We start from the raw sequence: 24,053 nt of genomic DNA on the forward strand, positions 1-24,053 counted from the left end.
CAAGGTGATCGCCGTGTCCACTGTGGACTTGACCGGCCAGGTCGCGCTGGTGACCGGGGGCGCGCGCGGCATCGGTGCCGCCGTCGTGCACCAGCTCGCGAAGCTGGGTGCCCGCGTCGCCGTGCTCGACCTCGACGCGGCCGGGGCACAACGGGTCGCGTCCGCGGTGGGCGGCCTCGCCGTCGCCGGTGACGTCACCGATCCCGGCACCATGCCCGCCGTCGTGGCTCAGGTCGAGCAGGAGCTCGGCCGCCTCGACGTCGTGCTGCTCAACGCCGGGACCGGTGGTGGCCAGGCCGGGGTGGACGACGCGCTCGACGTCGCCCGCTACCGCAAGCTCGTCGGCGTCAACGTCGACCACGTCGTGTACGGGCTGTGCGCGGCCGTGCCGGCGTTGCGGCGCCAGGGCGGCGGGCGGATCGTGATCACCGCGTCGCTCGCCGGCCTCACCGCGATGCCGTCCGACCCGCTGTACACGCTGACCAAGCACGCGGTCGTCGGCTACGCGCGGGCCGCCGGTCAGGCGCTGGCGGGGGAGGGGATCACGGTCTCCGCGCTGTGCCCCGGGTTCGTCGACACGTTGCTGCTGGGCGGGGCGAGGGAGGAGTTCGCCGCGGCCGGGTTCCCGCTGCTCACGCCGTCCGACGTCGCCGGCGCGGTGGAGAACGTGCTCGCGGACGGCCAGCCGGGAGAGGCGTGGATCATCCAGCCCGGCGGGAAGGCCACCGCCTACGGGTTCCGCGGCGTGCCGGGCGTCGGCGGCGGGCAGCGGCCACCCGATGTGGTGCTCCGCCACATTTAGACCGTGTCCTGGAACCGGGTTGTCTCGTTAGGACGAACAGGCGACACGGCGAAAGGACAGCGCATGGTGCGGCTGGAGGACGGGACCGAGCTGAACGTGGTGCGCGCGGGGGACCCCGACGCCGCGGTGACGGTCGTGCTCGCGCACGGCTACGCGCTCGACCACCGCAGCTGGCACAAGGTCGTCGCCGCGTTGAGCGCCGACTTCCAGGTCATCGCCTACGACCACCGCGGGCACGGCGATTCGGGCGCCGCGACCAAGGAGACGGCGACGATCGAGCAGTTGGGGGAGGACCTCGGCGAGCTGATCGAACGGGCCGTGCCGCAGGGCCAGGTCGTGATCGCCGGGCACTCGATGGGCGGCATGGCGGCGCTGGCGATGGCGGAACGGCGGCCGCGGCTGTTCCGGCAACGCGTGCTGGGCAACGTGTTCGTGTCCACGGCGGCGAGCGGCATGTCCGAGACGGCGCTGGCGTGGCCCAAGGCCGTCGGCAAGCTCGTGCGGGAGCTGGAACGGGCGTTCGGGCCGCTGGTGCGGGCGGTGCGGGAGAAGATCGAGCCGACCAAGACCGCGGGCCTGCGCTGGTGGTTGTTCGGTGACGAGCCCGCGCCCGAGGACGTGGACCTCACCGCGGACATGGTGTGGGCGCACTGGCCGGAGACCGTCGCGTTGTTCCGGCCCGCCGTCGACCGCTACGACCGCGAGGCGGGGCTGATGGTGGCCGGGGAGAAGGCCGTCGTCGCCGTGGTGGGGGACGAGGACCGGCTGGTGCCCGAGTCGGACGCGGTCCGGTTCGGCGGAACGTCGGTGATCTTGTCGGACGCGGGTCATATGCTTCCCCTGGAGCGGCCGGCCGAACTCGCGAACCTGATCCGGGAGGTCGCCGCCAAGGCGTAGCCGGGGGGCTGTGGTGCAGTACCTGGAACCGAACACGGACGTGCCCGCGAAGGACGACTGGTCGACCGGCCTGATCCTGCGGGACATGCGCTGGGGTGCGAAGGCGCTCGGCTTCATCGCCCTGGCGACCGGGGCGGGCGCCGTGGCGTGCTGGTTGCTGGCGTCGACACCGGGCAACCTCGGCGCGTTCGTGGTGCTGGTGCTGATCACGTTCGTGTTCGGGCTGGTGCCGCTGATGTACCGGGTGGAGACGCGGGCGCAGCGGCGTGGCCTGCTGGAACAGCCGTGGCGGCGGGTGCCGGCGCAGGTCCTGGAGAAGTACGACGACGGCACGGACCGGCTGCGGCTGGCGGACGGCGTGGTGCTGCGCGGCTGGTTCCAGGACCTGCCGGACATGGTGCTGGAACGGGAAGAGGTCTTCGTCTGCGGGCCCGACGCGGACGGCAGGGCCGTGGTGCGCGCCGCCGGGTTCGCGAAGATGGAGAACGCCAAGGTCGACCGGTCGCCGGACCCGGAGCACCCGGCGTGCGAACGGGAGGAGCGGCCTCTCGGCCGTCCGCTCGACGACCCGGCGACCGCGCAGGCGTTCCAGGGCTTCCGGTGGGGCGAGCGGGCGTGGCTGTGGGCGGTCGTGCCCGCGGGAGCAGGCGCGGTGCTGGTGCTGCTGAGCCTGTTCCCGCTCGCACCGGCCGGGCTGGTCGTCGGCGGTCTCGTGCTGGTGCTGGGCCTGCTCGGCATCCCGACCGCGACCGAGATCAGCCGCTGGTACCGCGACGCGGTGCGGGCGGTCGAGAACTCGGCTCAGTGGACGCCGGTGACGGTGACGCTGTTCCCGTGGCAGCCCAACCAGAACGTGGCGGGGCTCGCCCAGCTGCCCGACGGCAGGCTGGCGCTGGTGCAGTTCGTGGTGCCCGAGCTCAGCGTGATCGCGAACATCGCGGACACGGGCGTCATGTGGATCGCCGGCACGCACGACGACGTGATCGCGGTCGGTGTGCCGCGCGTGCCGGTGCTGACCTTCGCCGCCGTCCAGCCGGATCGGGACACCCCGAAGGAGGACCCGATCCCCTGGATCCAGCGGTTCACCCAGCCCGACTTCAGCGGCCTGCCGCGCTAGGACGGCGGCGGCCGGGCGGACGGCCGAAGAGCCGGACGTGCTCGTCGACCAGCCAGTCCTTGAGCGGCGCCCACTCCGGGTGGTGGTTGAGCACCAGCAGGCGGTGCATCCACCAGTTCGGGTCGTCGTTGCGGGGGAACGCGGCGAGCCAGGCGGCCCGTTCGTCCGCGGTGAGTCCCCAGAGGTGCTGCAACTGGCCTTCGGCGTCCGTGTCGAGCTGGGCCGTGATGCGGCCGTCCTCGGTGTGGTACTCCGCGCGCAGTTCGCGCAGCACGGCTATCGCGCGTTCGTCACCTTCCTCCGCGGTGACGACGACTGTGTGCAGGCCCTGCGCGGCGGCTTGCGCGAGCAGGGCGCGGGCGGACGTTTCGTCGTGCGGCAGTGCGCTGTGAGCGACCCCGACTTCGTGCGGCACGAGCTCCATGACCCAGAATCTGATCACATCTACAACCAGTTCGGTGAATTTTATTGCTTCAGTGTTGACTGATGTCTCACCTTCCCGGGTTCGGGCCGCCGCGTTGGACGAACGTTGTTGTAAGGCGCCCCGACACCGACACCACACAACGTTTTCGCACTACAAACGTGGTGTAGAAGAGAGGGGAGCGTTCCTTGTTCAGCAGAGTGGCCTCGGGTCGACACCGGGGAAGTAGTGGTCCCAATGACGACTGGACAGGTGCGCCGTCGTAGTCGCACACACGCGGGCGGCGGTGGCCTCGGCGTCGAGGTCCCAGACGCGGACGGTGCGGTCCGCTCCCGCGGTCGCGAGCGTCCGGTTGTCCGGCGCGAACGCCACGCCCCACACCCGTTCGGTGTGACCGTGCAGCACTGCCCGCACCTGGGGGTTGCGGGGATCGCGCACGTCCCACACGCGGACGACGTCGTCGGTCGTACCGGCCGCGACGAGGGTGCCGTCGGGGGAGAAGGCGAGGCGTTGCAGCGGGCCGCCGTCGTTGGGCAGGGTGCCGAGTTTGCGCGGCTGTGCGGGATCGCTGATGTCGTACAGCGCGCCGCTCGCGCCCTGGTTCGCGAACGCCACGACGGTGCCGCTGACGGCGACCGTGAACACCTCCTCGCGGCCGGCCTGGCCGCCGCGCCGGATCGGGCTCGGGTTCTCGTCGGTCTGCAGCGCCGGGTGCGCCCTGGGGTGCGCGGGGTCGCTCACGTCCCAGATCAGGAGTTCGCGGCTGCCGTTCGCGATGACCACCGTGCGGTCGTCCTGGGACAGCTCGAGCTGCCACACCGTGTCGGTCTCGGGGACGGCGAACCCGCCGACCTTGACCGGCTCGGCCGGGTCGGCGACGTTCCACAGCTCGACGACGCCGTCCTCGTCGGCGGCGACGAGCATCCTGCCGTCGTGGCTGAAGGCGGCGGCGACGACGGGGGCGTTGAACGTGATCGCCCTGGTGAGCTCGCGGGGCTTGGCGGGATCGCTGACGTCCCACAACGCGGCGTACTTCGAGGTCGAGCCGAACATGACGTCACCGACGGGGCTGATGTCGATGGTCTGCGCATCGTCGTCCGGGGCGAACACCGGGAGCGTGGAGATCTCCTGGGCGTGCCGGTCCTCGGGGCGCCAGAGCTTGGTGGCTCCGTCGGAGGAGACGCCCGCGAAGTACCGCCCGCGCTTGTCGTAGTCGAGCTTCCAGATCGTCTCCCGGTGGTGCGGGTAGGTGAGGTTGGCCAGGTCGAGCACCCTGACCTCGGCATCGGTGGTGGCGGTGACCATGTGCCGCGAGTCCGAGCTGAACGCGACCGACCAGAGGGCGTCGCTGTGACCTCCGAGCACGGAGACGAGCTGGACGTTGCGCGGGTCGCGCACGTCCCACAGGCGGGTGCTCTTGTCGCCGCCGCCGCTCGCGAGGAACCTGCCGTCGGGGGAGAACGCGACCGTGTGGATGTCGAAGGTGTGCCCGCTCGCCTTGCCGATGCCGACGGGGGCGCGGGGGTCGGTGACGTCCCACAGGCTCACGTCGTTGGCCGCGCCGCTGGCGACCGTGCGGCCGTCGGGGGAGAAGGCCACGGCGTAGACCGGGAAGTCGCCGGAGATGGTGGCGAGCAGTGCGCCGGTGGTGAGGTCCCAGAGCTTCACCGTGCGGTCCCAGGAGGCGGACGCGAGACGCGTGCCGTCGGTGCTGATCGAGATCGCGTGCACGAGCCACGTGTGGCCCTGCAGGGTGCGGGTGAGGGTGGCGGGTCCGGTGATGTCCCAGACGCGGACGGTCTTGTCCTCACCGCTGCTGACCAGCGATCGGCCGTCCGGCGTGAACTCCACGGCCTGCACCTGGCCGTCGTGGCCGGAGATGCGTGCCTTCTCGACGGGCTTGCGCGGGTCGGACACGTCGAAGAGGCGGACGAGGCCGTCCCACCCGGCCACGGCGATGGTCCTGCCGTCCGGGCTGAACGCCATGCCGTGGGTGGCGTGGTCGCCGGCGCGGACGCGGCTGAGCTCGGTGGGGTGGTGGGGGTCGGTGAAGTCCCAGATGATCAGCGTGCGGTCGTCGCCCGCGGTGGCGAGGAGCTTCTTGTCGGGGCTGAACAGGGCGAACGACGCCGGCTCCGCGTGGCCGCTGACGACGGTGACCTGCGGTCCGGCAAACGTGCTCAGCAGGCTGTCGCGCGCGGCGGGGATGCCGGTGAGCCGGTAGGCGGCCAGCCGCAGCTGGCTCGCCAGGCCGGGGTCGCGTTCCTCGAGGTCGTCGGCCTCGGCGATGGCCTTCTGGGCGAGTGCGATGGTGCGTTGCTCGGTGGTCTGGCGTTGCGCTCGCACGGCGAACACCGTCGCTGTCGTGGCCACCAGCAGCAGTGTGGCGAGCAGCGCTACGACGCGCCTTAGGTTCGTGGTGCGGCGTCGGTCCGTGGCGAGGTCACGTTCGACGGCGGCCTTGCTGGCGTCCAGGAAGGCTTGTTCCAGGGCGTTGAGGGCGCCGGGGTCTCGCTGGGTCCAGTCGGTGGCCTGGGTGAGCGGGACTCCCCGGTACAGCGAGCCGGGGTCGCGGCCGTGGGCCTCCCAGTCGGCGGCCGCGGCGGTGAGCCTGCGGTGCACGCGGAGGTCGTCCCTGGCTTCCGCGACCCAGTCCTTGAGGCGGGGCCAGCTGCGGATGACGGCTTCGTGGCTGATCTCGACGCTGTCGCCGTGGACGGTGAGGATGCGCGCGTCCGCGAGGTGTTCGACGACCTCGTCTGCGGCGAGTTCGGACCGTTTGACGTGCCGTTTGGTGTCCTCGGTGCCTTCGCCGGGGGTGATGAGCCGAAGGAAGACCTGCCGGGCCTGCCGCTGCCGGGACTCGTCGAGGTCGTTGTAGGCCTTCTCGGCGGTGTTGGCGACGGCGCGGGCGATGCCGCCGCTCTCGTGGTAGCTCGCGAGGGTGAGGGTGTTGCCGCGCTTGCGGTGCCACGTCTCCAGCAGCGCGTGGCTGACGTGGGGGAGCACGCCCGCCTCGCCGGTGGCGTCGGCGATCAGCCTGGCCACCAGGCCGGTCTCCAGCGCGCAGCCGACCTCGACGGCCGGTTGGGTGATGGCCCGCCTCAGCTCGTCCGTCGTCATCGGTCCCACCAGGACCTGGGCGTCCTCGACGGCCTTGACCAGCTCGGGGTGGCGGGCGCAGTGGCCGTAGAAGTCTGCTCGCAGTCCGATGACGGTGTGTGCGGTGCGCCGGGTGAGGGCGGCGATGAACTCATTGCGGTGGGGGAGGGCGAAGATCTCCTCGAACTGGTCGACCACGAGGAGCGCGTCCGTCTCGGGGAGCGTCTCGTGGGTGCCCGGGGTGATCAGCTCGCCGTCCGTGCGGGCCAGCAGACCGGCCCTGAGCAGCGACGACTTGCCCGACCCCGACGCGCCGACGACGAGCACGACGTCGTGGTGCTCGAGCTTGCCCAGCAGCTTGCCGAGGAGCCGTTCCCGGCCGAAGAAGCGGTCCGCGTCGTCGACGGAGAACGCCTTCAGGCCGACGTAGGGGGAGTCGGCGCCGTGCGTCTCGGTTTCGGCCTCGCCGATCTCACGCCAGCGCCGCTCCCACAGGTCTTCGTCGCCGCCGCAGGCCCGCACGAACGCGAGCGCGACGGCGAGGCTGGGGAGTCGCTGGCCGCGGGCGGCGTCGGCGAGGGTGCTGGCGGAGTAGTGGCTGAGGCGGCCGAGTTCGCGGTAGCCGGGGGAGCCGGCCTTCTCGCGGAGCTTGCGCAGGTCGAACGCGAACTGCTGGACGGGCCCGGCGAACGGGTCGAGCGGCTTCTCCGGGCGAGGCATGACGGGAATTGTTCCATCCGCTGGAATATCGTCATTCTCTATAGCTTCAGTGTTGACTAAAATAAATCACCAGGCGGTGTTCGGCCTCACCCGTTACGTGCAAAGACTCGAACACCAGGAGGTGAGGTCCCCAGCGTTCGGTGCCGGTGGCCGGGGGCAGGGCGGCCGCCGTGTCGTAACGACTGGTGAAGGGGGCGCCGGAGGTGAGGGAGAGTTCGAACGCGAGTGCCGCCGCGGAGTGGTCGCCCAGGTCCGCGGCGGCACGCAGGGCCCGGGCGCGGTCGGTCGCGATGGCGTCCCAGTCGGGGTAGTGGGTTCGCGCGGGCTCGCTGAAGGCGAAGCGGGCGAGATTCTGCTCGCCGCCGAGGCCGGAGATCGCGCGGAACCCGCCGGTGCAGGCGCGCACGTCGAGGGCGGGGGTGAGGACGGCGGCCGCGGTGGGTTCGAGGGCGGCGAGCGTGGCGAGGATCGTCGGGCGCAGCGGTGGCGGCGGGGCGGGGGAGCAGGTCGACCCGGCCTTGATCAGGCGGTACAGGTGCACGCGTTCGTCGGCGCTCAGGGCGAGGGCGTCGGCCAGGGAGGTGAGGACCTGGCCGGAGGGGGAGCGGTCGGTGCCGCGTTCGAGGCGGGTGAGGTATTCGACGCTGATGCCGGCGCGGTCGGCGAGTTCGCCGCGGCGCAGGCCGGGGGTGCGGCGGCGTTCGGTGGTCGGGGGAGTGGTGGCTTCGCGGCGGGCGCGCAGGAAGCGGCCCAGGGCGTTGTCGGCCATGGCGGGTGAGCTTAGGGCTCGTTCCCCGGGGCGTTTCAGACCGGTTTGCGCCACACCTAGCGGCGTTGCGGAAGCACTCGACCTGTTCGTCACCGGCACACCGCGTTCCCGGCGCGGGACTCCCACCCGTCCGGTCCGGATCGCGAACTCCGGTGCGCGGCCGTCTCCGGCCAGAGGGGCCCTGAGCGGGTCTCCCTGGACCGCCGTGGGTGCGGCGATGCTGTCGATCATGCGATACCGACTGTTCGGGCAGACCGGCCTGCGTGTCTCGGAGTTGTTGCTGGGCACGATGACGTTGCGTTCGGAGGAGGTGGCGCGGCCGGTGGTCGACGCGTACGCCGATGCCGGGGGGAACTTCCTCGACACCGCCTCGGCCTACGGCGAGAGCGAGGAGGTGCTGGGCGCGGTGCTGGGGCGGCGGGACCGGTTCGTGGTGGCGACGAAGTACTCGTTGTCGCGCGACCCCGGTGATCCGAACGCGGGTGGGAACCACCGCAAGAACCTGGTGGGGTCGTTGGAGCGGTCGTTGCGGCGGTTGCGCACGGACTACGTCGACGTGCTGTGGGTGCACGTGTGGGACCGGCACACGCCGGTCGAGGAGACGATGCGGGCGTTGGACGACGTGGTGCGGGCGGGGAAGGTGCTCTACGTCGGGGTGTCGGACGCGCCGGCGTGGGTCGTGGCGCGGGCGAACACGCTGGCCGAGTGGCGGGGCTGGTCGGCTTTCGCCGGTCTGCAGGTGCCGTACAGCCTGGTGTGGCGGGACGTGGAGCGGGAGTTGCTGCCGATGGCGTCGGCGCTGGGGCTGACGGTGGCGGCGTGGGCTCCGCTGGCCGCGGGGAAGTTGGCCGGTGGCACGCAGCGGTCCGGGCGGCTGTCGGAGCGGGAGGCGGCCGTGGCGGGGGCGGTGCGGGAGGTCGCCGGGGAACTGGGGGTGACGCCGGCGCAGGTCGCGTTGGCGTGGGTGCGCGGCAAGGGGGCGCTGCCGTTGGTGGGCGCGCGGACGCCGGAGCAGGTGCTGGACTGCCTGGGCGAGGTGGTGTTGCCGCCGGAAGCGGTCGCGCGCCTGGAGGCGGCGGCCCCGTTCGTGCGGGGCTTTCCGGCGGACTTCGTCGACGAGTGCGAGCCCGTCGCGTTCGGGGACGGCCTGGTGGTCAGGTGATGAGGCCTGGCACCAGGGCGGGCTGGACCTTGCGGCGCAGCCACATCTTGCGGGAGCCGTCGCTGTAGAGCAGCGTGCGCGACAGTTCCCAGCCGGAGAACTCGGCCTGGATGGCCAGCTGCGTGGTCGCGGCGCGGCGGGAGACACCGGGCGGCAGGCGCAGTGGCCTGTACTCCCAGTCTCCGTCGATCACCCCTTCGGTCATGGCGAGATCACCTGTATCCCTCCGTTGTCGCCGGACGTCACGGTGACCCGTCCGGATTCCTGGTCGACGCTGACGGTGTTGGGTTGGCGCACGGTGGGGAACCGGTACTTCTCGGCGGGTTCTCCACCGGCGACGTTGAGTCCGACCACCTCGTTGCGCTCGGTGAGGGTGATCCACGCGATGTCGCGCTTGGCGTCGTAGGCGATGCCGTACGGGGTGCCGGGCATGGGGTAGCGCTGGCGCATGATCAGCGGGTTGATCGAGAACGCGATGAACTCGCCGCCGCGGGTGTCGACGACGAGCAGGCGGCCGTAGCGGTCGGGGACGCCGTTGGTGGCGCCGTCGCCCGCGCGCAGGCCGGCGCCGCGGGTTTCGGCGCCCTTGTCGTCGGTGGTCATCTCGAAGACGGCGCTGCGGAGGCGGTCGAGTTCGACGTTGCGGCCGTTGACCTGGAACTTCAGCGTGGTGTCGCCCTCGGTGAACGTGCCGCCGGGGGTGATCTCGCCGGGCGGGGTGGCGTTCTGGGCGGGGGAGTGGGCCGGTTTGGCGGCTTCGAGGGTTTCCGCGACCTGCAGCGGGTCCTGTGACCCCTCGCTCTGGCCGCACGCTGTCAGCGTGGCGGTGGTCAGGATCAGAGCAGCGAGCCGGCGCAAGATCGGGTCCTCCTGTGGAACGTGGTGGTCTCCAGCATCCCTGACGTTCGCTTCGAGGTCACGCAAGGGGTAGGCGGAAACCCCGTTCGGCCGCCTGCTGGCGGTTCTCTCTATAGCTTCAGTGTAGACCAAAACTATTGCTCGTTCCACACCCCCTCGACCACACGAACCAAAACACAAAGAAGAGGGCCGCCTCGGCGAGCGTGGCGGCCCTCTTCGATGAAGTGGCAGGTCAGGGCATCGGGCGTTCGGGGTAGGCGAGCTCGATGGCGCTGACGTCGTCGAGTGCGGCGCGGATGGCCGGGGGCAGGGTGAGCGCTTCGGCTTCCAGGGACGCGATGAGCTGGTTGGTGTCGCGGGCGCCGACGACGGGGGCGACGACGCCGGGCCGGTCGCGGACCCAGGCGAGGGCGACGCACAGGGCGGAGGTGCCGAGGCCTTCGGCGGCGGTGGCGACGGCCTGGACGATGCGGGCGGCGCGTTCGTTGCGGTGTTGTTCGACGTAACCGGCGAAGTGGGCGGAGGCGCCGCGGGAGTCGGGCGGGGTGCCGTTGCGGTACTTGCCGGTGAGGACGCCGCGGCCCAGTGGTGCCCACGGGAGCAGGCCGAGGCCGTGGTGCAGGGCGGCGGGGGCGACTTCGCGTTCGATGCCGCGTTCGAGCAGGGAGTACTCGACCTGGGTGGAGATGAGGGGGTAGGTCGTGGGGGTCATGGCGGCGGTGGCGAGTTGCCAGCCGCTGTAGTTGGAGATGCCGGCGTAGCGGACTTTGCCGGAGCTGATGGCGAGGTCCAGTGCGGACAGTGATTCCTCGATGGGAACGCCGGCGTCCCAGGCGTGCAGTTGCCAGAGGTCGATGTGGTCGGCGCCGAGGCGGCGCAGCGATCCGTCCAAGGCGGACAGCAGGGCGCCTCGGGAGGCTCCTCCGCCGAAGGGGCCTTCGGTGCGGCGGGCGGTGGCTTTGGTGGCGAGGACGAGTTCGTCGCGGGGGACGATCTCGCCGAGGAGGGTGCCGAGGATGCGTTCCGCTTCGCCGTCGGAGTAGACGTCGGCGGTGTCGACGAGGGTGCCGCCGGCGTCGGCGAAGGCCATGAGCTGGGTGGCGGCCTCGTCCGCGTCGGTGTCGCGTCCCCACGTCATCGTGCCCAGTGCCGTCCTGGACACGCGGAGGCCGCTGCGGCCGAGGTATCGCTGTTCCACGTGCGCGATGCTAAGGGGTGATCATCGTGTGAGCCTGGCAATCGGTGTTACTGACCGGTAGGGTCACGGTTCGTGAAGCTCGGATTGAACCTCGGATACTGGGGCGCCGGCAACGACGCCGCGAACCTTGAGCTGGCCAAAGAGGCCGACCGTCTCGGCTTTTCGGTGGTGTGGGCCGCGGAGGCCTACGGCTCCGACGCGCCGACGGTGCTCGCGTGGGTGGCCGCGCAGACCGAACGCATCGACGTGGGTAGCGCGATCTTCCAGATCCCGGCGCGGACGCCGGCGATGGCCGCGATGACCGGGGCCACTTTGGACACGTTGTCGGGTGGCCGGTTCCGGATGGGGCTGGGTGTGTCGGGTCCGCAGGTGTCGGAGGGCTGGCACGGTGTGCGGTTCGACAAGCCGCTGGCGCGCACGCGGGAGTACGTGGAGATCGTCAAGAAGGCGTTGACGCGGGAGAAGCTGCGTTATGAGGGTGAGCACTACACCCTGCCGCTGCCGGACGGTCCGGGTAAGGCGTTGCAGCTGACGGTGCACCCGGTGCGCGACCAGATCCCGATCTACCTCGCGGCGGTGGGCCCGAAGAACCTGGAGCTCACAGGTGAGATCGCGGACGGCTGGCTGGCGATCTTCTTCTCGCCGGAGTACTCGGCGGAGTCGCTGGCGTCGGTGAGGGCCGGGCGGGAGAAGGCCGGCAAGACGATGGAGGGGTTCGACGTCGTGCCGACGGTGCCCTTGATCGTCGGGGACGACTGGAAGGCGTGTGCGGACCCGGTGCGCGCGTACACGGCGTTGTACGTGGGCGGCATGGGCAGCCGCAAGCAGAACTTCTACAACAACCTGATGGTGCGGATGGGTTTCCCGGCGCAGGCGGAGGAGATCCAGGAGAAGTACCTGGCCCGGGACTACGCGGGTGCGATGGCGGCGATCCCGCTGGAGTTCCTGGACGCGACGTCGTTGCTGGGGCCGAAGGAGCGCATAGCAGACAAGATGAAGGCGCTCGCTGCCGCGGGGGTCACCACGCTGTCCGTTTCGCCGATGCTGCAAGATCTGGAGCAGGGGATCGCGGGCCTTCGCACCGCGGCCGAGGCTCTGGATCTGGCAGGAGTGGGTAGTTGAGCTGGTTGCAGGCTCTTGTCCTCGGACTCGTCCAAGGACTGACGGAATTCCTGCCGATTTCCAGCAGTGCGCACCTGCGCATCACGTCGACGCTGTTCTTCGGCAACGACGCGGGCGCTTCGTTCACCGCGGTGATCCAGTTGGGTACCGAGGTGGCGGTGCTGATCTACTTCGCCAAGGACATCGGGCGCTTCATCAGCGCCTGGTTCCGCGGCCTCTTCAGCGCGGAGGCGCGCAAGGAGAAGGACTACAAGCTCGCGTGGTACGTGATCATCGGTTCCGTGCCGATCTCGGTGCTCGGGTATCTGTTCAAGGACGAGATCCGGACGTCGGCGCGGAACCTGTGGATCACGGCGACGATGCTGGTGGTGTTCGGTCTGCTGCTGGGTTTGGCGGACCACATGGCGAAGCAGCAGCGTGATCAGTTGCGGATGAAGGACGCGATCGGGATGGGGCTGGCGCAGGCGCTGGCGTTGATCCCGGGTGTGTCGCGTTCGGGTGGCACGTTGACGGCGGGGTTGTTCCTGGGTCTGACGCGTGAGGCGGCGGCGCGGTATTCGTTCCTGCTGGCGATTCCGGCGGTGTTCGGTGCGGGCTTGTTCTCGATCCCGGACGTGCTGGAGCGCACCGGTGCGGCCGGGGAGGCGTCGATTCCGCAGATGGTCGTGGCGACGATCATCTCGTTCGTGGTGGGGTACGCGACGATCGCGTGGTTGTTGAAGTACGTGTCGAAGCATTCCTACTCGGTGTTCGTCTGGTACCGGTTGATGCTGGGCCTGGTGCTGATGGGGCTGCTGTCGATGGGGTTGTTGCAGCCGATCTAAGGTGGGGTCGTGGCCACGGTGATCCTGCTTCGACATGCTCGTTCGACCGCCAACGGGTCCGGTGTGCTCGCCGGGCGTTCGTCGGGGGTGGGTTTGGACGAGCGGGGGCAGGCGCAGGCCCGGACGCTCGTGGGTCGGTTGAAGGACGTGCCGGTCAGCGCGGTGGTGTCGTCTCCTCTGCAGAGGTGTGGGGAGACGTTGGCGCCGTTGCTGGCCGATCGTTCGTTGGTGGCGGTGACGGAGCCGGATCTGTCCGAGGTGGACTACGGCGCGTGGACCGGTAAGGCGTTGAAGGATCTGTACGACGAGCCTTTGTGGGCGGTTGTGCAGCAGCACCCTTCCGCCGCTGTTTTTCCTGATGGTGAGGGTCTTGCGCACGTGCAGGCGCGTGCGGTGGCCGCGGTGCGGGCGCATGATGCGCGGATCGCCGAGGAGCATGGTCCTTCTGCGGTGTGGGTTCTGTGTTCGCACGGTGATGTGATCAAGGCCGTGCTGGCGGATGCTCTGGGTGTGCATCTGGACGGGTTCCAGCGGATCGTGGTGGACCCGTGTTCCATCTCGGTGGTGCAGTACACGCAGACGCGGCCGTTCGTGTTGCGCACCAATGACAACGGCGGGGATCTGTCGGGGGTGGTGCCTGCTGTGAAGGAGGCGCCGTCGTCGGACGCTACCGTGGGTGGCGCGACCGGTGCCTGAGGTAGCGCTGTTCCGGGACGCTCAGCGTTAGTGCGGCTGCTTTCTCGTATTCCTGGCGGGCTTCGTCGTGTTTTCCTTGCAGGTCGAGGAGATGTGCTTTCACGGCGTGGACGCGGTGGTGGTCGAGGTCGAGTGTGGACAGTTCTCGTAGTGCTCGGTCGGGGCCGTGGACCATGGCGACGGCGACGATGCGGTTGAGGGTGACCATCGGGCCGGGTGCGGTGACGGTGAGCAGGTCGTAGAGGCCGAGGATCTCGGTCCAGTCGGTGTCTTCGGCTTTGCCGGCGTCGGCGTGGACGGCCGCGATCGCGGCCTGCAGCTGGTAGGGGCCGATCTGCTGCGTGGTGAGGGCGTGGTGCACGAGCTGGGTGCCTTCTGCGATCGCTTCGCGGTCCCATTTCGTGCGGTCCTGCTCGGCGAGGGGGACGAGGGCGCCGTGGGGGTCGGTGCGGGCGGGGCGGCGGGCGTCGGTGAGCAGCATCAGCGCGAGCAGGCCGGTGACCTCGCCTTCCGGGCGGCGGCGGTGGAGCTGGCGGGTGAGGCGGAGGGCTTCGGCGGTGAGGTCGACGCGTAGCAGGTCGTTGCCGGAGCTGGCGGTGGAGCCCTCGGTGAAGATCAGGTAGAGCACGTGCAGGACGGCGGTGAGGTCGCGGGGTGGGCGGAACTGGGCGCCGGATTGTTTGATCTTCTGCTTGGCGCGGCTGATGCGCTGGGCGATGGTGGTTTCGGGGACGAGGAAGGCGCGGGCGATCTCGGCGGTGGTGAGTCCGCCGACGGCGCGCAGTGTCAGGGCTGTCTGTGATGCTGTGGTGAGGGACTCGTGGCAGCACAGGGCGAGGATCGTGAGGGTGTCGTCCTGTGCGGGTACGGGGTCGGGTGGTGGTGGCGTGAGGGCGATGACCTTGTCCTCGCGCTGACGGCGTGCGGTGTCGGAGCGGTACTGCTCGATCCAGCGTCGTGAGGCCGCGGTGATGAGCCAGCCCTTGGGGTTGTCCGGGATGCCTTCTGCCGGCCATTGCTGGGTGGCGGCGAGGAGGGCTTCCTGCACGGCGTCCTCGCAGACGTCGAACTGGCCGTGGCGGCGGACGAGGACGCCGAGGACCTGCGGCGCGAGGGTGCGCAGCAGGCCCTCGATCTCTCGGTTCACGCGCCGTCCAGCATGGACATGTCCCACACGGGCCTGACCTCGATGCCGTCGTTGTGGGCGTCGGGCAGGGTGGCGGCGTGGGCGATGACCTGGTCGATGGTGTCGGCTTCGACGAGGTAGAAGCCGGCGAGGTACTCCTTGGCCTCGGCGAAGGGCCCGTCGGTGACGACGACCTCGCCATTGCGGATGCTGACGCCCTTGCCGGTCTCGGGTCCGGGGAGTCCTTCGCTGACGATGAGCTCGCCGGAGGCGCGGAGCTTGTCGCTGAGGTCGTAGTGGTCCTGGCCGAACTTCATCTGCTGCTCTTCGGTCAGCTTCTCCCAGGCGGCGCGGGACTTGGGGTTGCTGTAGATGAGGATCAGGTACTTCACGTCGGCCTCCGCTCGTGGCTTGCGAAAGATCTTCTCACCGCCATGTCGAGACCGCGGGTCTTGTTTCGACACCGGGGTGTCACACCGAGCCGGAGGTACTGAGATGACCCGCACGCTGACTGTCGACGAGGCCGCGATCCGCGGGCTGTTCACCGAGCACGAGGAGGGCATGCGGTTGCGTGACCCGGCGCGGATCGTGGCCCGCTACGCCGGCGACGTGGTGACGGCGACGTTGGCGCCGCCGCTGCGCAACTCGCCGTTGGACGCGCGGGACGTGGAGTCGCTGGCGGGGTGGATGGCCGGGTTCGAGGGGCCGATCACCCTGGAGCACCGCGATCTGACGGTCGTGGTGTCGGGGGACGTGGCGTTCGCGCACGGGTTGGCGCGGCTGGCGGCGGTGCCGGTCGGCTACCCGGAGGGGTTTTCGATGTGGATGCGCACCACGGTGGGGTTCGAGAGGCGTGACGGCCGGTGGCTGGTGACGCACGCGCACGACTCGGTGCCGTTCCACATGGAGGGGTCGTTCCTGGCGGCGACGGATCTGGAGCCCTGACCGTCGGCGGGGGTGTGCCGAGGCCCGGACCGTGCAGGGGGTCGGTCCGGGCCTCGGCGCTTTACCGGCGGCGGAGCTACTTGACGTTGACCGCCGCCCAGGCGCGGTCGACGGCCGCGTACTCGGGTGAGGAGGCGCCGTAGAGGTCCGCGGTGGCCGCGAGGGTGCCGGTGCGGGCGGCGGCGTACTTGGTGCTGGAGGTGAACTTGGTGGTCAGGGCGCGGTACCAGATCTTCTCGGCCTTGGCGCGGCCGATGCCGGTGACGGGCTGGCCGTCGACGGTGGGGGAGTCGTAGGTGACGCCGCCGATGGTTTTCTGGCCGCTGCCTTCGGCGAGCAGGTAGAAGAAGTGGTTGGCGATGCCGGAGGAGTAGTGGACGTTGACGCTGCCGGCGCTGGAGGACCAGTAGTCGAGGCTCTTGCCGTCCTTGGACGGTTTGTCCATGTAGCGCAACGGCTTGCCGTCGCCGCGGATGTTGATCTTCTCGCCGATCAGGTAGTCGCCGGTGTCGGCGCTGTTGGCGGCGTGGAACTCGGTGGTGGAGCCGAAGATGTCGCTGGTGGCCTCGTTGAGGCCGCCGGACTCGCCGGAGTAGATCAGGCCGGCGGTGGCGGAGGTGACGCCGTGGCTCATCTCGTGGGCGGCGACGTCGATGCTGGTCAGCGGGTTGCGGTTCTGGGCGCCGTCGCCGTAGGTCATGCAGAAGCAGGAGTCGGTCCAGAAGGCGTTGCTGTAGTTGTTGCCGTAGTGGACCTTGCTCAGGGCGCCCTGGCCGTTGTTCTTGATGCCGTTGCGGCCGTGGACTTCCTTGTAGTAGTCCCAGGTCTTGGCGGCGCCGAAGGCGGCGTCGACGCCCGCGGTGGCCTTGTCGGTGTAGGTGCCGTTGCCCCACTTGTTGTCGGCGTCGGTGAACAGGGTGCCGGTGCCGCTGCCGTTGTTCAGGTTGTTGACGGCCTGGTTGCCGCGCGCGGGGTCCTTGAGTTGGAAGGTGGCGCCGGACTGGGTGGTGTTGACGGGCACGGTGCCGCTGTAGGTGGACTGGCCGGTGCCTTCGACGTGGTGCACGCCGTCGTAGGTCAGCAGGGTTGCGCCGGTGCGGGCGTCGGTGAAGGTGTGCAGTTCGCTGGGCGTCTGGTCGTCCTTGACGCTGTGCGTGACGGTTTCCCAGGCCAGCGTGGGGGCGCGGTCGACGGCGAACACGACGAGCGTGCCGTTCGAGGTGGTGGCGGGCGTGGAGGTGTCGAGGCCGGCGAGGGAGGCCTCGGACGCCTTGGTCACGCTCGTGACCTTGCCTGCTTTCTGGGCGACGACGAGGTCGCCGCCGATGACCTTCAGGCCGTTGAGGGTGCGGTCGAAGCGGAGGTGGTGCGTGCCGTCGGCGTCGCGCACGACGTCGCGCGGGACGAGTTGTTCGCCGCCGGACAGGCCGAGGGCGGAGGAGATCGTCCCCGCCTGCTCGGCCGCCGCGTGCAGAGCTTGTTCTTGCGGCCTCGGCTGCGGTGCGGCGTTGGCTCCCAGCGTGCCCGTGGCGGCGAGTGCCGCTCCGGTCACCAGGGCGGTGGTGATGCCCAGGGTTTTGCGCTTCATGAACGCTCCTTGTTCCGGTGCAGGGAGTGGCCGCCGCGGCGTTACAGGGGTGCCGGGCGATCACCGTTGGAACAGCCCGGCCATCGTCGATGACCGGGCGTGGTGATCGTATTGCTCTGGGTGCATGCGACCAGCCACTCCCAGAATGCGAGATCGATTCATGATTCGCGTCGAGTCGCTGGTCAGGACCCCGGTTTTTGTCCGAATGGCGGGACATAAGAGCAGCTCAAACGGCGTGGAAACACCACGGAAACTTCACGGGATGCTCGTTCTCGTGGCGTAACGCGCTGCGCCGTCCGGCTCAGCCCTGCCGGAGGGGATCTTGTTTACAGTTAACTACGCAGAGTGAGAGCTGAGTCACAGGTTCACAGGCCGAGGCGGGTCACGGCGTTGTCTTCCAGCGGGTTCGCCGTGCGGATGTAGCGGTGCACCGTGCGCGGGTTCGTCCACCGGCCCTGCCGCATGATCTCCCGGTCGCTCGCCCCGCCCAGCGCGGCCTGCGTCGCGAACCCCGCCCGCAGCGAGTGCCCGCCGAACAACGCCGGATCCAGGCCCGCCCGCACCGCGTAGCGCTTGACCAGCTCCGCCACCGCACGCCCCGACATCGCCTTGCCGCTCACGCCGCCGTGCCGGTTGATGATCGGGAACACTGCCCCCTGGCGTGAGGACTGCGCGAAGCCGTGGCAGCGGTGCAGGCCGGTCTCGGTGATCTCGCGGCCGTCGAGGACGTCGGACCAGTCCGCGAACGCGCACACCGGGCACGTCGGCCTGCGGCTACCGCGCGGCAGCACCACCTGCTGCTGATGACGGCCCGTCTGGTCGGTCTTCGTCGTCCCCAGCCGGATCAGCAGCAACGGCTCGTGCGTGCGCGGATCCACGTCCACCGACACGTCCTCGAACTCGATCGCCGCCAGCTCGCTGCGCCGCAACGCCCCCGCGAACCCCACCAGCAGCAGCAACGCGTCGCGCGTGCGCGCCGGGCCGTCCTGCGGGCGTTCCGCGAGCAACGCCTCCAGCGTGTCGAGCAGCACCGGCCGCTTGCGCCGGGGCTGCGCCTTGCGGGTGCGGCGGATACCGCGCAGCGTCAACCGCACCACGTCACTGCGCGTGGGGCTCGGCAGCCCGTTCGCCGCGTGCACCGCCGCGATCGCCGCCGACTTGCGTTCCAGCGTCGACGCCCCGAACGCGGGCGACCCGTCCGGCTTCACCGTGTCCGCCGCGACCGCCAGGTACACCGCCACGTCCAGCGGATCCGCGGGCAACGCCTGCCTGCCCTCCGCCTGGCACCACCCGGCCCACGCGATCCAGTCCGACCGGTAGGCCCGCACCGTGTTCGGCGACTGCGCGCTGCGCAGGTAGGTGCCCAGCGACGCCGCCTGCTCGTCGTCGAACCGCTCGCGCACGCTCTGCAGCGCACCGGCGTCGATCAGCACCGAGTGCGACACCCTGACCAGCGCGTGCACAACGGGTTCGGGCAGGCTCACACCCGCGATGGTAGTCCTCTGATCAACTCCGCCACCTCGCGCGGCGTGAACTCCAGCCCGCTGATCCCCACGCTCACCTCGAAGCTGCTGCGACCCGGATCCGGGTTCGACCTCGCGTAGAGGAACAGCTTGATCCCCGTCTCCCGCAGCAGGTGCCCCGCCGCCCGTTGCGCGTCGTGGCGTGACATCGGCAGGTGCACGTGGAACAGGGGAGTGGACGGCACCCGCGGCACGGTGTGCGCGAACCCGTCGGCGTTGATCGCGTGCGCGAGGGCCTGGGCGTGGTCGCGGAACTCGGGCATGCGCGGCAGGTTCGTGTCCATGCCCAGCAACGCGATCGCCGCCAGCGGCCACGCGTCCACCAGCGCCCCGCCCATCCGCCGCCGCCACACCGAGGCCTGCGCGATCGTGTCGTCGTCTCCGGCGAGGACCGCGCCCCGCACGCCTTCGAGTCCTTTGTAGAGCGACACGTACACCGTGTCGAACAACGCCGCGATCTCCGCCAGCGACGCGTCGTAGCCGGTCTGCGCCTCCCACAACCGCGCCCCGTCGCAGTGCGCCGCCGCACCCGTGCCCCTGACCCACCCGGTCTGCGCGGCGAGATCGGCGAACTCCGGCAGCACACCGCCGATGTCGCGCTGCGGCAGTTCGAACACCACCGCCGCCACCGGCTCGTGCACCGCCTTGAGGTCGTCGAGACCCATCAGCTCGTTGCGGTCGCCGGTGGGGTGGAAACGCAAACCGTGCAGCGCGTTGTAGCCCTGGTTCTCCCACACGTGCAGATGCGTCTGCGGATGCCCGGCGAACGCCTTGCGGCCCGTCCGTTCGGCGTGCACCCGCAACGCCACCTGCTGCGCCATCGTCCCCGACGGGAAGAACAGCGCCTTCGGCTTGCCCAGCAGCCCCGCGACCCGTTCTTCCAGCTCCCGCACCGGATCCTCCGGTCGCGTGTCCGGCGTGACGTGCTCGGCCAGCCGGCGCAGCACCTCGAACGGCGACTTGCGCGGACCACTGTGCTGCGACAACGAGCGGCGAACGTCCATGACCCGACGCTACCTATTGCAAGTCAGTGGCAATAGGTCCGTTCGGCGTGGTCAGGCAGCGCCGAGCCGGGCATCCAGCTCCGCCTCGTCCGCCACGAACCACAACTGCCGCCCCCGATTGGACTCGTAGACGAAGTCCCGCAACGCCGTGCTCGCCGCCACCTGCTCCGCCACGTCCCCGAGCACCGCGACCTTGAACCCGTACTGCTGGAACTTCTGCACCACCGCGCCCGCCACCCGCGTGCGCAACACCAGGAAGTCCTCCGACAACCGCCGCGTGGGCAACGCGATCCACTGCACGTCCTGCCCCCACAACGTGCCGATCAAGTCCACAACGGACTGCTCGTCACCGATCGTCGGACCGTCCTCGGCGCACATCAGCACCGTCGCGCCGTGGCGCGTCTGCACAACATCAGGCATGGCACCGAAACCTAGCCGCGCCCCGCACCCGGTGTCGCGCGCAATACCGCTTGCTAGGGTGATCGCGTCGCGACCGGCCAGAGGAGGTGAGTCCCATCAACGCGGTTCATGTGAATGGGCGCTCCCTCCAGCCCACGGCCTGACGCCACCGTCGCGCGTCGCCCCGGGAGCGCTCCAGCAGCGTCCCGAAAGGCGAACCACCATGCACTTCACCACTTCTGCCTCCGTCGACGGCGTCACCGGCCGCGACCTCGTCCACGACGGCGTCCCCGGCGTCCTGTGGACCCCGCCCGGCACCGCCACCGGCCTCGTCCTGAGCGCCCACGGCGGCGGCCAGCACAAACACGCCCCCGGCATCCGCGCCCGCGCCCACGCGTGTGCCGTCGCCGGACTCGCCGTCCTCACCCTCGACGCACCCGGCCACGGCGACCGGCCACGCACCCCCGACGACGAGCACCACGCCACCGAGATCCGCGCCCGCATCGCCGCGGGCACCGACGCCGGCCCGCTCGTCGCCGAGTACAACGCCCTGCAGTCCGCCCGCGCGATCCCGGAATGGCGGTCCGCGCTCGACGCGCTGCTCGCACTGCCCGAGTTCGCGCACCTGCCCGGCGCCGTGTTCTGGGGTGTGTCGATGGGCAGCGCCCTCGGCATCCCCCTGGTCGCCGCCGAACCCCGCGTCGTCGCCGCCGTGTTCGGTCTCATCGGCGCCACCGACCAACTCACGACGGCCGCCGCGTCGATCACCGTGCCGGTGCGGTTCCTGCTGCAGTGGGACGACCGGCTCATCGCCCGCCCGGCGGGACTCGCCCTGTTCGACGCCCTCGCCACACCCCGCAAAACCCTGCACGCCAACCCCGGCGGGCACGGCGACGTCCCCGGCCACGAACTCGCCGACGCGGTGCGGTGGCTCGCCGAAAGGGCACGGGAGGCCACAGTGCACACCCCGAGCTGAGCGGGATCGCGCGGCGTCGGGCGGGCGGGGGCGCGATCGCTAACGTGTGGCAGATGTACCTGTGGGACTACGAGATGCGCGAAGTGCGGCCACTGGTCGACGCCCTGTCGCCGAGGCAGAGCTTCGCGCTCGCCGTGCGAGCGATCCGGCACCTCCTGACGTTCGACCAGGACCTCCTGGCGGACACCAACCCCGCCATCGCCGACTTCGCACGGCGCTCCCTCGACCTGGCCGACGAGGCCGTGGCCGCCGGTCGCGACACGATCGGCGAGCCCGACGGGTATGCCGACGAGGCCGACGAGCTCCTGCGGGACTACTCCGAAGACAGTGCCACCAGCCCGGAGGACGGAGCCGACGCGGTGATCATGGCACTGCTCAACCTCTACGGAGAGGCCGAGATGGCGCCCTCGCACGCGTACGAGACCTTGTCCTCCGCCTACGAGGCGGTGCTGATCAGGCAGAGGATCTGGGTGGTCACCCCCGAGACCGAACGGGAGAACACCACCCTGGTCCAGCTCATCGCACAGCAGAAAGACCTGGTGAGGGCGGCCGGCACCCCGTGAGCGCCGAAGCCCGGTCGACGCGGACGGGCAGGTAAATCGCGGGCGTGCGCCCGGCGGTCCTGGGTAGCGTCGCGATCATGCTCGACCTCGCGGCACTGCCCAAGGCCCACCTGCACGTCCACCTCGAGAGCACCGTCCGCGCGGACACCCTCGCCGACCTCGCCGCACACCACGGCGTCGACGTGCCCGCGGTGCAGATCGGCGCCTTCGCGGACTTCGCGCGGTTCGCCGCCCACAACGGGGCCGTGCGGGACTGCCTGCGGCGAGCCGAGGACTTCCACCGGATCGCGTACGAGTTCTGCGCCGAGGAAGCAGCGCAGGGGACCCGGTACGCCGAGGTCACGTTCACCGCCGCAGCGCACGGTGAACGGCTCGGTGATCCGGACATGCCGCTCGAAGCGGTGTTGTCCGGGCTCGCCGCAGGACAGGCCGCCCACGGCATCGAATGCCGTGTGATCGTGGACCACCCCAGGAAACGGTCGGTCGCGCGTTTTCAGGACTCGTTGCGGCTCGCGCGGGCACACCCGCACGTCGTGGCGATCGGCACGGCCGGAGCCGAAGACCACCCGCTCACCCCGTTCACCGCCGTGTTCCGCGCCGCCCGCGACGCCGGCATCGGACTCGTGCACCACGCCGGCGAGTCGTGCGGGGCCGCCAGCGTCGCCGAGGCCGTCACCGTCGGGCTGGCCGACCGCATCGGGCACGGGTTCCGGGCGCTGGAAGACCCCGAGGTCGTCGCCCTGCTGCGGGACCGCGCAATCCCGCTCGAGTCATGCCCCTCGTCCAACGTCGCACTGGGACTGGTCGACTCCATCTCCTCTCATCCGCTGCCACACCTGCTCGAAGCCGGGCTGACCGTCACGCTCAGCACCGACATCCCCGCCTCCACCGGCACCACGCTCACCGACGAGTACCGCCTGCTGCGCGAGCACCTCGGCTTCGACGACGACACGCTCGCCCGCATCGCCACCAACGCCGTGGACGCCTCGTTCGCCCCGCAGACCACGAAAACCGCGCTGCGTCAGGACATCGCCGCCTGGCGAGCCGGCTCGAAGCACACCAGCCCGTGACGGGCCGCCAGCAACGCCACCAGATCCAGCACCTGCCGCCGGCCCGGCCACACCACGTGCACGATCACGGCGTCCACCCCCACCGTCAACGCCTCGTCCCACGACACCTCGGACGAAGGATCCGGCGAGGTCTGCCGTAATTCGCGCACGAACGCCGCCACCGCCGGGTCGAACGCGCCCAGCGGCGAGGAGCGCAACTCCGCGTACCGCGCCGCCGCCTCCGCGAACGACTCCGGCCCGGGAGCCCGCCACACCACCACGTCCACCGGCACGTCCATCACGCCACCTTCCCGAACAACGAGCCCAACCGCGGCACCCGAGCGGCGATCTCCGCCGGGTCAGCGAAATCCCAAGGCACACCGGCCGGCACCGGATCCGACGACAACCCGGCCGGCAACGCGTCCTCACCCACCACCTCAGCGGCCACGTAGGCGAGGCCTTCCCACTCCGGCCACTGCGCACCGCTCCACGCGTGCGTGCCACCACGCGCCGCCAACGCCCGGACCTCCGGCACACCGGCCAAGGCGTCCGGATCGGCGGCCACCGACTCGAACACCTCCCGGCCCAGACCGATCAGCCACGACTGGAAGTAGAAGAACGAGTCCGTGCCGCAGTACCCGCCGTGGACCACCGCGGCCGCGTGCCACAACGCCCACGTGTCGACCCGGCGCCGCACCTCGTCGAGCCGCACCGCGAACTCCACCACCTCGCGCGCAGGCAGCACGGCGAGAGCGGCGGCCAGCCACTCCTGCCGGGTGTCCCGATCGGAACCCTGCGCACAGGAGCCCTCGATCAGGACCCAGAACGCGTTCAGGTCCATGCCGCAGACGCTAGCGAGGGGGTCTGACAATTTTGGACGCCCCGGTGTCGCCGCAGGTCAGGGCGCCGGGAAGGAGCGGCGAAGGGGAGAAGCGGCAAGTGATGGGCAGGCCGACGGGGGAGCGCTGGTGACGAACGGCCACGGGGGATGGGGGCTGGGGGTGGTCTGGGTTGGAGCGCGCAGAGGCAGCAGGGGGACGGGCCACGCGCCGGAACGCAGGCGGGACAGCAACGCAGGCGGGGGCGGGAAGGCCGAAGAGGCTGGGCGAGCGCGGACGGCGGGCCGGGCGAGCGCGAGTCGGCGGGCCTGCCGAGACGCGGCACACGGTTATTGGGGCGAACGAAGTGGCGG

Annotated in this window: 25 protein-coding genes; 11 read left to right on the plus strand and 14 right to left on the minus strand. The window is 70.5% G+C overall.

Annotated elements, in window-relative coordinates:
* The first annotated feature begins 13 nt into the window (after positions 1–13).
* The 3 genes from QSK25_RS18270 to QSK25_RS18280 all read left to right on the plus strand — a co-directional run bounded on the left by QSK25_RS18270 (position 14) and on the right by QSK25_RS18280 (position 2,816).
* Complete coding sequence (locus QSK25_RS18270; protein ID WP_285639717.1) at positions 14–802, plus strand: SDR family oxidoreductase; 789 nt, start codon at positions 14–16, stop codon at positions 800–802.
* A 63-nt stretch (positions 803–865) separates the two neighbouring features.
* On the plus strand, positions 866–1,699 hold the full coding sequence (locus tag QSK25_RS18275; protein ID WP_285639719.1) for an alpha/beta fold hydrolase: 834 nt from the start codon (positions 866–868) through the stop codon (positions 1,697–1,699).
* A gap of 13 nt (positions 1,700–1,712) precedes the next feature.
* Positions 1,713–2,816: a hypothetical protein gene (locus QSK25_RS18280; RefSeq protein WP_285639721.1), complete on the plus strand. Its 1,104-nt coding sequence runs from the start codon at positions 1,713–1,715 to the stop codon at positions 2,814–2,816.
* Here the strand turns inward: QSK25_RS18280 and QSK25_RS18285 are convergent.
* From QSK25_RS18285 to QSK25_RS18295, 3 genes are all read right to left on the minus strand, one after another.
* Positions 2,797–3,240 (minus strand): hypothetical protein, encoded by a 444-nt coding sequence (locus QSK25_RS18285; RefSeq protein WP_285639723.1) that lies wholly within the window; start codon positions 3,238–3,240, stop codon positions 2,797–2,799. The two genes, QSK25_RS18280 and QSK25_RS18285, sit on opposite strands and share 20 nt — an antisense overlap.
* A 189-nt stretch (positions 3,241–3,429) precedes the next feature.
* Positions 3,430–7,059 (minus strand): nSTAND1 domain-containing NTPase, encoded by a 3,630-nt coding sequence (locus QSK25_RS18290; RefSeq protein ID WP_285639725.1) that lies wholly within the window; start codon positions 7,057–7,059, stop codon positions 3,430–3,432.
* Positions 7,060–7,105: 46 nt separating this feature from the next.
* Entirely contained in the window at positions 7,106–7,828 is a 723-nt protein-coding gene (locus tag QSK25_RS18295) for an MmyB family transcriptional regulator (protein ID WP_285639727.1), read from the minus strand.
* Positions 7,829–8,057: 229 nt separating this feature from the next.
* Here QSK25_RS18295 and QSK25_RS18300 point away from each other — a divergent pair, with 229 nt between their 5' ends.
* Positions 8,058–8,990, plus strand: a complete 933-nt coding sequence (locus tag QSK25_RS18300) for an aldo/keto reductase (protein ID WP_285639729.1) — start codon at positions 8,058–8,060, stop codon at positions 8,988–8,990.
* Here the strand turns inward: QSK25_RS18300 and QSK25_RS18305 are convergent.
* From QSK25_RS18305 to QSK25_RS18315, 3 genes are all read right to left on the minus strand, one after another.
* A complete protein-coding gene (locus QSK25_RS18305; protein ID WP_285639731.1) occupies positions 8,983–9,195 on the minus strand; it encodes a DUF5703 family protein in 213 nt (70 codons plus the stop codon). The two genes, QSK25_RS18300 and QSK25_RS18305, sit on opposite strands and share 8 nt — an antisense overlap.
* Complete coding sequence (locus QSK25_RS18310) at positions 9,192–9,848, minus strand: YncE family protein (protein WP_502881867.1); 657 nt, start codon at positions 9,846–9,848, stop codon at positions 9,192–9,194. The genes QSK25_RS18305 and QSK25_RS18310 overlap by 4 nt, the downstream gene beginning before the upstream one ends.
* Positions 9,849–10,080: 232 nt before the next feature.
* Positions 10,081–11,046 carry an aldo/keto reductase gene (locus QSK25_RS18315; RefSeq protein ID WP_285639732.1) on the minus strand — a complete coding sequence of 322 codons (966 nt, stop codon included), beginning with the start codon at positions 11,044–11,046 and terminating at the stop codon, positions 10,081–10,083.
* Between the two features lie 72 nt (positions 11,047–11,118).
* Here QSK25_RS18315 and QSK25_RS18320 point away from each other — a divergent pair, with 72 nt between their 5' ends.
* Genes QSK25_RS18320 through QSK25_RS18330 form a run of 3 tightly spaced genes read left to right on the plus strand, consistent with a single transcriptional unit; the run spans position 11,119 to position 13,688 of the window.
* Positions 11,119–12,168 carry an LLM class F420-dependent oxidoreductase gene (locus QSK25_RS18320; protein WP_285639734.1) on the plus strand — a complete coding sequence of 350 codons (1,050 nt, stop codon included), beginning with the start codon at positions 11,119–11,121 and terminating at the stop codon, positions 12,166–12,168.
* Positions 12,165–12,992 (plus strand): undecaprenyl-diphosphate phosphatase, encoded by an 828-nt coding sequence (locus tag QSK25_RS18325; RefSeq protein ID WP_285639736.1) that lies wholly within the window; start codon positions 12,165–12,167, stop codon positions 12,990–12,992. Before QSK25_RS18320 ends, QSK25_RS18325 begins: the two co-directional genes overlap by 4 nt.
* A 9-nt stretch (positions 12,993–13,001) precedes the next feature.
* Positions 13,002–13,688: a histidine phosphatase family protein gene (locus QSK25_RS18330; protein ID WP_285639738.1), complete on the plus strand. Its 687-nt coding sequence runs from the start codon at positions 13,002–13,004 to the stop codon at positions 13,686–13,688.
* On the opposite strand, the gene QSK25_RS18335 is transcribed toward QSK25_RS18330, so the two are convergent.
* Together QSK25_RS18335 and QSK25_RS18340 are read right to left on the minus strand one after the other, a co-directional pair.
* Positions 13,660–14,835, minus strand: coding sequence for an RNA polymerase sigma factor (locus tag QSK25_RS18335; RefSeq protein ID WP_285639739.1), 1,176 nt, complete (start codon positions 14,833–14,835; stop codon positions 13,660–13,662). The genes QSK25_RS18330 and QSK25_RS18335 overlap by 29 nt on opposite strands.
* On the minus strand, positions 14,832–15,206 hold the full coding sequence (locus tag QSK25_RS18340) for a YciI family protein (RefSeq protein ID WP_285639740.1): 375 nt from the start codon (positions 15,204–15,206) through the stop codon (positions 14,832–14,834). Before QSK25_RS18340 ends, QSK25_RS18335 begins: the two co-directional genes overlap by 4 nt.
* Before the next feature lie 103 nt (positions 15,207–15,309).
* Between QSK25_RS18340 and QSK25_RS18345 the strand changes: the two genes are divergently transcribed.
* Positions 15,310–15,759, plus strand: coding sequence for a YybH family protein (locus QSK25_RS18345; protein ID WP_285639741.1), 450 nt, complete (start codon positions 15,310–15,312; stop codon positions 15,757–15,759).
* Positions 15,760–15,835: 76 nt separating this feature from the next.
* Here the strand turns inward: QSK25_RS18345 and QSK25_RS18350 are convergent, their stop codons facing one another.
* The 4 genes from QSK25_RS18350 to QSK25_RS18365 all read right to left on the minus strand — a co-directional run bounded on the left by QSK25_RS18350 (position 15,836) and on the right by QSK25_RS18365 (position 20,294).
* Positions 15,836–17,347 carry a M4 family metallopeptidase gene (locus QSK25_RS18350; protein WP_285639742.1) on the minus strand — a complete coding sequence of 504 codons (1,512 nt, stop codon included), beginning with the start codon at positions 17,345–17,347 and terminating at the stop codon, positions 15,836–15,838.
* A 365-nt stretch (positions 17,348–17,712) separates the two neighbouring features.
* Positions 17,713–18,831 carry a site-specific integrase gene (locus QSK25_RS18355; protein WP_285639743.1) on the minus strand — a complete coding sequence of 373 codons (1,119 nt, stop codon included), beginning with the start codon at positions 18,829–18,831 and terminating at the stop codon, positions 17,713–17,715.
* Positions 18,828–19,874 carry a threonine aldolase family protein gene (locus QSK25_RS18360; RefSeq protein WP_285639744.1) on the minus strand — a complete coding sequence of 349 codons (1,047 nt, stop codon included), beginning with the start codon at positions 19,872–19,874 and terminating at the stop codon, positions 18,828–18,830. Before QSK25_RS18360 ends, QSK25_RS18355 begins: the two co-directional genes overlap by 4 nt.
* A 51-nt stretch (positions 19,875–19,925) precedes the next feature.
* Complete coding sequence (locus QSK25_RS18365) at positions 19,926–20,294, minus strand: DUF4180 domain-containing protein (RefSeq protein WP_285639745.1); 369 nt, start codon at positions 20,292–20,294, stop codon at positions 19,926–19,928.
* Between the two features lie 202 nt (positions 20,295–20,496).
* Between QSK25_RS18365 and QSK25_RS18370 the strand changes: the two genes are divergently transcribed.
* From QSK25_RS18370 to add, 3 genes are all read left to right on the plus strand, one after another.
* Positions 20,497–21,249 (plus strand): dienelactone hydrolase family protein, encoded by a 753-nt coding sequence (locus QSK25_RS18370; RefSeq protein WP_285639746.1) that lies wholly within the window; start codon positions 20,497–20,499, stop codon positions 21,247–21,249.
* Between the two features lie 53 nt (positions 21,250–21,302).
* Positions 21,303–21,812, plus strand: a complete 510-nt coding sequence (locus tag QSK25_RS18375; RefSeq protein ID WP_285639747.1) for a hypothetical protein — start codon at positions 21,303–21,305, stop codon at positions 21,810–21,812.
* A 77-nt stretch (positions 21,813–21,889) separates the two neighbouring features.
* A complete protein-coding gene (add, locus tag QSK25_RS18380) occupies positions 21,890–22,882 on the plus strand; it encodes an adenosine deaminase (protein ID WP_285639748.1) in 993 nt (330 codons plus the stop codon).
* On the opposite strand, the gene QSK25_RS18385 is transcribed toward add, so the two are convergent.
* Together QSK25_RS18385 and QSK25_RS18390 are read right to left on the minus strand one after the other, a co-directional pair.
* Positions 22,834–23,160, minus strand: a complete 327-nt coding sequence (locus tag QSK25_RS18385; protein ID WP_285639749.1) for a hypothetical protein — start codon at positions 23,158–23,160, stop codon at positions 22,834–22,836. The two genes, add and QSK25_RS18385, sit on opposite strands and share 49 nt — an antisense overlap.
* Entirely contained in the window at positions 23,160–23,702 is a 543-nt protein-coding gene (locus QSK25_RS18390) for a DUF4240 domain-containing protein (RefSeq protein WP_285639750.1), read from the minus strand. The genes QSK25_RS18385 and QSK25_RS18390 overlap by 1 nt, the downstream gene beginning before the upstream one ends.
* Between the last annotated feature and the right edge of the window lie 351 nt (positions 23,703–24,053).

This window comes from Lentzea sp. NBRC 102530 (assembly GCF_030269365.1).
In the GTDB taxonomy this organism is placed as follows: Bacteria; Actinomycetota; Actinomycetes; order Mycobacteriales; family Pseudonocardiaceae; genus Lentzea.